The organism is Limnofasciculus baicalensis BBK-W-15, assembly GCF_024178385.1.
Lineage (GTDB): Bacteria > Cyanobacteriota > Cyanobacteriia > Cyanobacteriales > Coleofasciculaceae > Limnofasciculus > Limnofasciculus baicalensis.
Map to the genome: position 1 here is coordinate 1 of NZ_JAMZMM010000276.1, position 8,138 is coordinate 8,138.

Sequence of the window (8,138 nt, forward strand, 5' to 3'; positions counted from 1 at the left end):
GGGGGCAGGGGAGAAGGGGAAGTTCAGGCTATTGTCTTATAAAAAGAGAGCATAATAGAGAAAGGACTGAGGAAACAACAATGCTAACTGCTACACTTATCAAAGAAGATTACTCCTTAGAAGATTTTATGGTAAACCCTCCACCACACATGGAGTGGGTGGATGGTGAATTAGTGGAGAAAAATGGGATGACACTTAAACATGGTGGAATTCAGTATAAGCTTGCTCGTTACTGGGACGATTATAAAGAGTCAAGTGGACAAGGTGGGAAAATTTACACTGATGTACCATGCCGGACTAAAAAGCAAGGACGTTATCCTGATGTTGCTTATCTTACACATGAATTGGTAACAGAATTTGGTAATCTTGCTACATTACCTCAAAGTTTTCCTTTATCTGCCGAGATTGTTTCACCTACAGATATTGCCGAAGATGTTTTTTTAAAAGCACAGGAGTATTTGGAGTCTGGAGGTGAAGAGGTTTGGTTAGTCTTTCCTGAAAGTAAATGGGTGATGGTAATTACCGAAAATCAAGGCTTGATGTTTACATCAGGAAAAGTGGTGATTACCCAAAAAGTTTTAATCGGTTTTAGTGTAGCAGTGGATGATTTGTTGGCTTAGGGATTGATTGTGCGATCGCGCCATACCTCTTATATACTGGTAAAATGTTGAGGATTAATTAACTGTACCGCATAAGAGGGGAAACCGCTGTATCATGCAGGAAAACAAATTTATGTTGTCACAAGTTATGGCATTTTTGATGGCAGTGCCACCGGAGAGTAATTTAAAAAAATTGCTCTCATTTTGTTTAGCGACTAAGGTAAGAGAAAATAAATCGGGGACAGAGATTTTGAAATTAACTGGCGATTTGATGGAAAACCCATCTAATTTAGCCTACTGGACACAAGAGGTGATGGGACTGGATCTAGATTATACTACTGAAGAATGGAAAGCTTTAGGAGAGATGGGTATAAAAGATACCCATGATTTCATGAATACACTGTTTCAAGAATTAGGAGATTTGAATTTGTAATTAATAATTGGAGATGAAGTTGAGATAATTCCTGTTATAGATTTGGCCTCAGTGCAAAACAATGAAAAGAAGACCTCAAGGTAAGTCATCATTTTTCAACTTTTTTCGACCCATTAACGCTAATAAATTTAAAGGAACAGATGTACAATATCCAGGAGAAGAAGTTGAATTAAAGACCGAGAACAATCCCGAAGCAGAATCTATGGAAACCCCACTACAAATCAAATCTCAATTAGAAGAAATAACCGAGTCAGAACCAACAGAATTACCGATAGAGTTATTAGAACGAAGTTTTGAAAAAGTCAAACCCCACGCCAATGAGTTTGCTAGTAGTTTTTACGATAACTTGTTTGCAGCTTATCCAGAGCTAACGCATCTGTTTACCAGCACAGACATGAAAGCTCAAGAGAAAAAGCTGTTAAATTCTCTGGCTTTGGTAGTAGAAAACCTCCGGAATCCAGAAGTATTAGAGCCGGTTCTCAATGCTTTAGGAGCCAGACACGTTGGTTATGGGGCAATTCCTAAATATTATGGCCCAGTGCAACAAGCGCTCCTCATGACATTTGAGCAGTATCTCCAGGAAGATTGGACAGGAGAAGTAAAAGAAGCTTGGACAAAAGCTTTGAGGGGGATTACTGCTCAGATGTTAAAAGGTTCTGGTGCGGCGGCTTCACCAACTGTTGTTCAGAAGACAAAAACAGCAGTATTAGAGACTCCTGAACAATCAAAGGTAGCTCTTATAAATGAAGTAAAACATAGCGCTCAGTCAGGAGAGTTAAAGAAAAAACATCTTATATCGATTGAGGTAGATACTGAATTACTTAAAGAGATTGTCGCTAAAATAAATGAGAAATATAGAAACTTTTTTGCAAACAAAATTAACGACAATAGCGCGATCTCAACTGTCAGAAAAAGTATCAGTAAAATCAGCGAATTTTTCTGGAAAACTCCTACTAGCTTGATCGTTATTATAGCTGCAAGCTTATTCACCATTCTTTTTGTGAGCATCGATCAAGATTCTATTCTGGGAAAAGCCTTGGGTGGCACTGATGCGATTAGTTTGGTGATTGCTGTAGTTCTCTTTATTAAAGAAGCTCCGGATCGCAAAAAACAATTTCACTACCAAGCTTGGAGTATAGTTGATGCTGCCAACAATATAAAAGTTAGCTACGCTAGAGTTCTTGCTCTCCAAGATTTGAATGCGGATGGTGTTTCCCTTAAGGAACTTCAAGCGCCTTGCGCCCAGCTAGATGAAATTAAGCTACCTAATGCCGATCTTAGTCAAGCAAATTTGAGCGAAGCCGATCTCAATCATAGCGATCTGAATAATAGTAATTTGAGCAATGCGAACCTCAGTAAAGCTATTCTTAATAGCGCTAATCTTAGTCATGCTAATCTGAGTTTTTCTTCCTTGAGTCAGGCGAACCTCAGTAGTGCTAACCTCAGTTACGCTAACCTAGTTTGTGCGGATTTGAGTAATGCCAATATGACTGGTGTGAATTTGAAAAATGCGACGTTGGGCGGTGCAAACTTCAATAAGACATGTTTACTTGGTGCGAATTTGAAAAATGCTAAAGTCAGTCAGTCTGAGCTTAGTGGTGCTATATTGGAAGGTGCGATTATGCCAGATGGATCGAAATATAAGTCTGTAGAAACGTAAGCTCGGTAATATACCCGACTTTTCTAAAAAGTCGGGTATCTAAAATAAATATTACCTATTGACCAAACTCAGCCCTTGCTTGTTCGACAATTTCCACAGTAACCACATCCAACTCAGCCTCACGAGCCAAATGTTCAATCCGCTGTCGAGCTTGAGGGCGAACAAAATAGGGAATCTTTTTGAATTTGACTTTAGCTTCATGAGTCCAAGCCAAGGTATCATTAAATTCAGGGTGTTTCATAATGTTAGGTATTGGTAAATGAAGATAATTAATTAAGGCATGACTCGGATAGTCATACCCCCACTCTATATTTTCTTATTTTAGCTCAGTAATTTTAGCCAGTGATAGAAGAAGATTTTAAGTTTTGTTGAGCAACACAGCGAGTGTTAATCCAGTTTAAGAGAATCTGATTCACTTGTTCCGGGCATTCATCGTGGGGACAGTGACCAGCATTTTCGATCTCAACTAATTCTAACTTAGGATTCATCGCTACGAACCTACGTGCCACGGTGGGAGGAATTACTCGATCTTGTAACCCCCAAATTAATAATAGGGGAATGTCTAAATGGGGTAAAATTGATTTGACAGTAGGACCAAACTTGCCAGAAGTCTTCCCTTTTACTAAAGCGCTCAAAGTAGTGGCAGCCCCTAAATCTAAAGCAGGCTGAGTGAAAATTTCCACTAACTCATCCGTAATCGCCTCTGGATTGGCATAAGCGATTTTGGCGAATTTACCAATTAGTGAAGGGCGCACCAGGAAGTAAAAAATAGCTTTAAATATTATGGGAGAGGCAAAAGACGCAACGAAACCTTCAATCCTTGATACCATCGGACGTAAACTAGCCGGAATTGCTTCCTGTGATATCTCCAAATCTGGTAAATTAATGAAAGCTAATCCCTTCACCATTTCTGGATAAGTAGCCGCAGCAGTCAGAGCAACCAGTGAACCAAGGGAGTTCCCCACCAAAACCATCGGCTCCTTAATAAAAGTTTGCCAAAATTCATAAACCTGGTCTACCCAGATGTTAATATTGTAAGTAGTCCAAACCTTACGCGAGCCACCAAAACCCAGCAAGTCTAGGGCATAAACAGTGCGCTCCTGACCTAAGACGGACAAATTGTTACGCCAATGCCCAATTGAACCGCCAAATCCATGGAGCAGCATAACAGGTGTAGAGTGCGATCGCTCTCTTTCCAGAGGACGAAAATAAGTATACCGGATTTGCCAACCCCGCCAAACCCAGTCTCGTTGACTGCCAACTCTTTGTTGCCAAGGCACAGATTCGATCACAAAACGCCTCAAGTTGAAAAGTTTTTTCTATTTTAATTGTTTGTGCTGAGGGAGTGGGGAGGAAGAAGCAAAATTGCCCCCGCTTCCCTAGTATCCTCCTCAAACAAGACGGTGACTCTCAGCTTCTATGATGTTCTGATAGAATGGCAAGTACGTTCAATTGAGATCTTGCACCAATGTCAACAAGCCGATAAAAGCTAGATTATGGCATCGCCATAACGGAAAATCAAGGGTTGTAGCGCCAAGCTCGAGAATGGTGCAAGTTATGAATTCAACCTACTTTTGATTCAGCCCACTGATACTAAAAATTAAACAAACGCCTGTGAATGATAAAAAACGCCAACGGGATTTGCCCCAGATTAACGAAAGAATACGGTTTCCGAAGCTTCGGGTGATTGATACCGATGGGGGACAACTGGGGATAATCACGTCTCAAGATGCTTTGCGCCTCGCTGAGGAAAAAGAATTAGATCTTGTCTTAGTCAGCGACAAAGCAGATCCGCCTGTATGCCGTATTATGGATTACGGCAAGTATAAATTTGAACAAGAGAAGAAAGCTAAAGAAGCCAGAAAGAAGCAGCACACTGCTGAAGTCAAAGAAGTGAAGATGCGCTATACCATCGAAGAACACGATTATCAGGTGCGCGTCAGTCAAGCCGTGCGCTTTCTGAAAGATGGGGATAAGGTGAAAGCGACGATTACCTTCCGAGGCAGAGAAATTCAACACAGTGACTTGGCTGAGGCATTACTCAAACGCATGGCGGGTGATTTAAAGGAGTTAGCAGAAGTACAGCAATCTCCGAAACGTGAAGGGCGGAATATGATGATGCTTTTCTCTCCTAAGAAGTGATAATTGGTTATTGGTTGTTTGTTATTTGTTATTTGTTATTTGTTGTTGGTTGTTTGTTACTTGTCATGTGTTATTTGTCATGTGTTATTTGTTGTTTGAATAAGGAAGAACCAACAACTAACAACTAACAACCAACAACCAACAACTAACAACCAACAACCAACAACCAACAACCAACAACTGATGAAACTCCTTCCTCGTACTCGCTCTCAGGGTGATTGGGTACGGAAAATTCTTAATTGGGTAAATCTTCGTCCGGAAGAAGGCGAGCGAACATTAATGATGTTCGTATTCTATACCGCCACCTCCGTCGGACTTCTGTGGTTTGAATACAGTGCGACAGCACTATTCTTAGATAAATATGGAGCCAAAGGGTTACCGTTAATTTATATCGCCAGCGCCCTGATTTGTTCAGGATTGGGAGTATTATATTCCTGGCTGCAAAGTTGGATGCCCCTCAGAAGAGTTTTAATTGCGATCGCACTTCTGACAGGTGTACCATTATTAATATTCCGCTTAGGTTTGGGAGTTAGCTATTTCGATGGTTTGATTGCTTTAGGTACTATTTTTCTATTGCGGTTGTGGATGGATGCAGTAGAAGTACTTAACGATCTCAATTCTCAGGTGGCGGCTAATCAATTATTTAATATCAGAGAAATTAAGCGCACCTACCCAATTATTTCTTCAGGGCTTTTAGTTGCTGATGTCATTTCTGGGTTTTCTTTGCCTTTTTTATTATTAGCAGTTGGCAATATTCAAAATGTTCTAGTTGTCGCCTCTTTGGTAATGCTTTTCGCAGCAGGAACCCTATTTTATTTAACTCAGCGCTATCCCCAAGCTTTTCCTAATTCTCCTCTATTAGATTGGGAGGAGGATGAGCGAGAATTTAGAGTTCGCAGCACTACAGGACTTTTGCAACGCTACATTATTCCTTTGTTTACTTTTTTTATTCTGGGAGAAGCACTTTATCTTCTGGTAGAATTCCAGTATATGGGACAATTAGAAGAAAATTTAGATGCTTCAGATATAGCAGGATTTTTAGGATTATTTAGCGGAATTGTTGGGCTATTTGAATTAACATCTCAATGGTTTATTTCTAGCCGTGCGATTGAACGAATGGGTGTATTTGTCGCGGCGATGATGTTACCAGCTTCTTTGGCAATTTTCGGTTTAATTACCTTGAGCGGGTTGCTGGATTTTATTATTCAGATTTGCGGTAACTTTATTGAAGTACCCAAAATAGTGACAGGGCTATTTGTCGGTTTAATATTCCTGAGATTTATTGACGAATTACTCCGCTATACCTTAATTGCCGGGATTGAGCCATCCCTCTTTCAACCCATACCCGAAAAGATTCGCAATTCAGTCCAAACCAAGGTACAGGGAATTGCCGAGCCGACAACAACAGGGATTACTGGTATTGCGATGTTAGCCAGTATTTGGCTATTGCATTGGGCATTGCCAAATGAGTCAGAAGCGACAATCGCCATCTGGCAAAGTGGAGTATTTATAGCCGCGATCGTAATATTATCTTTAATTTGGCTATTTAGTGCTTGGTTAATGCGCTCTAGTTATGTTAGCTTACTAGTTCAAAGTGCCGAACAAGGGCGTTTAGGTTTTGCTGATGTAGATTTGCGGGCATTCAAGCGAGCTGTGGTGGAAGCATTAGAAAAGCCAGGTACGGAAATGGATAAACGCTCCTGCATTCAACTATTATCTCAAATAGATCCCAAGAATGTTAGCCAGGTTTTGGCTCCATTATTATCTAATTTATCTGTAACTTTGCAGTGCCAGAGTTTGCAGGCAATGTTGGAGAATCCTAACCCAGCTTATCTTGATGATGTGCAGCTATTAATTCAACGGAATCCACCATCAGAAGTTCTCAGTTTGGCATTGCGCTATGTCTGGTTGACTCAACCAGAATTAGATATTTCTACGATTAAACCCTATCTGAATCCAACAGTCGATCCCACAATTAGAGCCATAGCAGGATCTTTAATTTTACGTCGGGGAACTTCCTCAGAGAAAGCCGAAGCAACTAATACTTTACGACGGATGCTCACCTCAAAACGGGAAAAAGAAAGAGTGATGAGTACCCGTGCTTTGGCAGACGCAGAATATTTACAAGCCCTCCGACTTTATGTCCCCAATCTATTAAAGGATGATTCGTTGCGGGTGCGTTGCGCCTTATTAGATGTCATTGCGGCTACTCAATTAGAAGAGTACTATCCTTCTCTAATTAAAGGATTGTACTATAAATCTACTCGCGAAGCAGCTCGTAATGCTTTGGTGCGATTGAAGAATGATGCCATTCCCTTATTGGTAGAGTTGACTAATGAAAATAGCCATAGCAAATCAGATTTAGTAAAATTGCAAGCTTGGATGTCGTTAGGTGAAATCCAGACATCAGAATCTCTCAATCAACTAGTACAACAACTCATGATAAGTTGGGGGACAACACGCCGGGATATTTTGCGAGTTTTACTAAAAGTTCCTCATGATGTGGGGATTGAAGCGGTATTGGATAAATTGGGGAGGAGTGGGATAGAGAAGTTAATTGAGCAAGAATTACTGATTCTTGGTGAAATTTATGCTGCTCTTGTAGATATAACACCGGAAAAAATTGCTGTACAGGAAGCTGATTTATTGCGACGAGCGATGGAGGAGCAGCAAATTGATATTTTGGAAAGGTGTTTTTTGTTGATGAAGTTTCTTTATCCAGCCAGTGCAATTCAAGCAGCTACCTATAATTTAGGTTCAGAATCGCGATCGCGCTATTCCCCCACTTCACAATCTCATGTTGCTCTGGGGTTAGAGATTTTAGATAATACCATAGATCTCCCCACAAAACAAGTATTTTTGGGAATTTTGGATCGACGCTCCACTACAGAAAAATTAGCTTGTTTGGCTGATTTGGTTCCTTATCAACCGATGAGTATCGGAAATCGTTTACGTCAATTGATTGAAGTGCGAGATTTTCTGTCAGACTGGACTTTAGCCTGTTGTTTTCATTTAGCAAGAGTCGCTCATATTAGTTTGAAGTCAGAAGCTACACTAATCTGTCTTCGTCACCCCACAGGTTTTGTCAGGGAAGCTGTTTTAGTTTATTTGAGGGCAGCATCACCTCGCACTTGTGCGGAGTTATTACCAATAATGAAACAGGATGCCAATCGTTTGGTTGCTGCGGTGGCAAACCAGATGATGAGTGAGTTTTGAGTTTTGAGTTTTGAGTTTTGAATTAAAAATCTACCCCCTTGTCTCCCTTGTCTCCCTTGTCTCCCTTGTCTCCCTTGTCTCCCTTGTC

7 protein-coding genes are annotated in these 8,138 nt (G+C 40.6%); 5 read left to right on the forward strand and 2 right to left on the reverse strand.

Features of this window, described 5'->3' with window-relative positions:
• The first annotated feature begins 80 nt into the window (after positions 1-80).
• The 3 genes from NJ959_RS21630 (at position 81) to NJ959_RS21640 (ending at position 2,692) form a co-directional block, all read left to right on the forward strand.
• The gene (locus tag NJ959_RS21630) at positions 81-620 is read left to right on the forward strand and encodes a Uma2 family endonuclease (protein WP_254013815.1); all 540 of its coding nucleotides are present in this window, start codon (positions 81-83) and stop codon (positions 618-620) included.
• A 94-nt stretch (positions 621-714) separates the two neighbouring features.
• Entirely contained in the window at positions 715-1,032 is a 318-nt protein-coding gene (locus NJ959_RS21635; RefSeq protein WP_254013816.1) for a hypothetical protein, read from the forward strand.
• Between the two features lie 61 nt (positions 1,033-1,093).
• Positions 1,094-2,692: a pentapeptide repeat-containing protein gene (locus tag NJ959_RS21640; protein ID WP_254013817.1), complete on the forward strand. Its 1,599-nt coding sequence runs from the start codon at positions 1,094-1,096 to the stop codon at positions 2,690-2,692.
• Between the two features lie 55 nt (positions 2,693-2,747).
• Here NJ959_RS21640 and NJ959_RS21645 read toward each other — a convergent pair whose 3' ends face one another.
• Positions 2,748-2,933 carry a PCP reductase family protein gene (locus tag NJ959_RS21645; protein WP_254013818.1) on the reverse strand — a complete coding sequence of 62 codons (186 nt, stop codon included), beginning with the start codon at positions 2,931-2,933 and terminating at the stop codon, positions 2,748-2,750.
• Positions 2,934-3,027: 94 nt separating this feature from the next.
• Positions 3,028-3,984 carry an alpha/beta fold hydrolase gene (locus NJ959_RS21650; protein ID WP_254013819.1) on the reverse strand — a complete coding sequence of 319 codons (957 nt, stop codon included), beginning with the start codon at positions 3,982-3,984 and terminating at the stop codon, positions 3,028-3,030.
• Positions 3,985-4,291: 307 nt separating this feature from the next.
• Between NJ959_RS21650 and infC the strand changes: the two genes are divergently transcribed.
• Together infC and NJ959_RS21660 are read left to right on the forward strand one after the other, a co-directional pair.
• On the forward strand, positions 4,292-4,834 hold the full coding sequence (gene infC, locus NJ959_RS21655) for a translation initiation factor IF-3 (RefSeq protein WP_254013821.1): 543 nt from the start codon (positions 4,292-4,294) through the stop codon (positions 4,832-4,834).
• A gap of 183 nt (positions 4,835-5,017) precedes the next feature.
• Positions 5,018-8,050 carry an MFS transporter gene (locus NJ959_RS21660; RefSeq protein ID WP_254013820.1) on the forward strand — a complete coding sequence of 1,011 codons (3,033 nt, stop codon included), beginning with the start codon at positions 5,018-5,020 and terminating at the stop codon, positions 8,048-8,050.
• Positions 8,051-8,138: the final 88 nt, after the last annotated feature.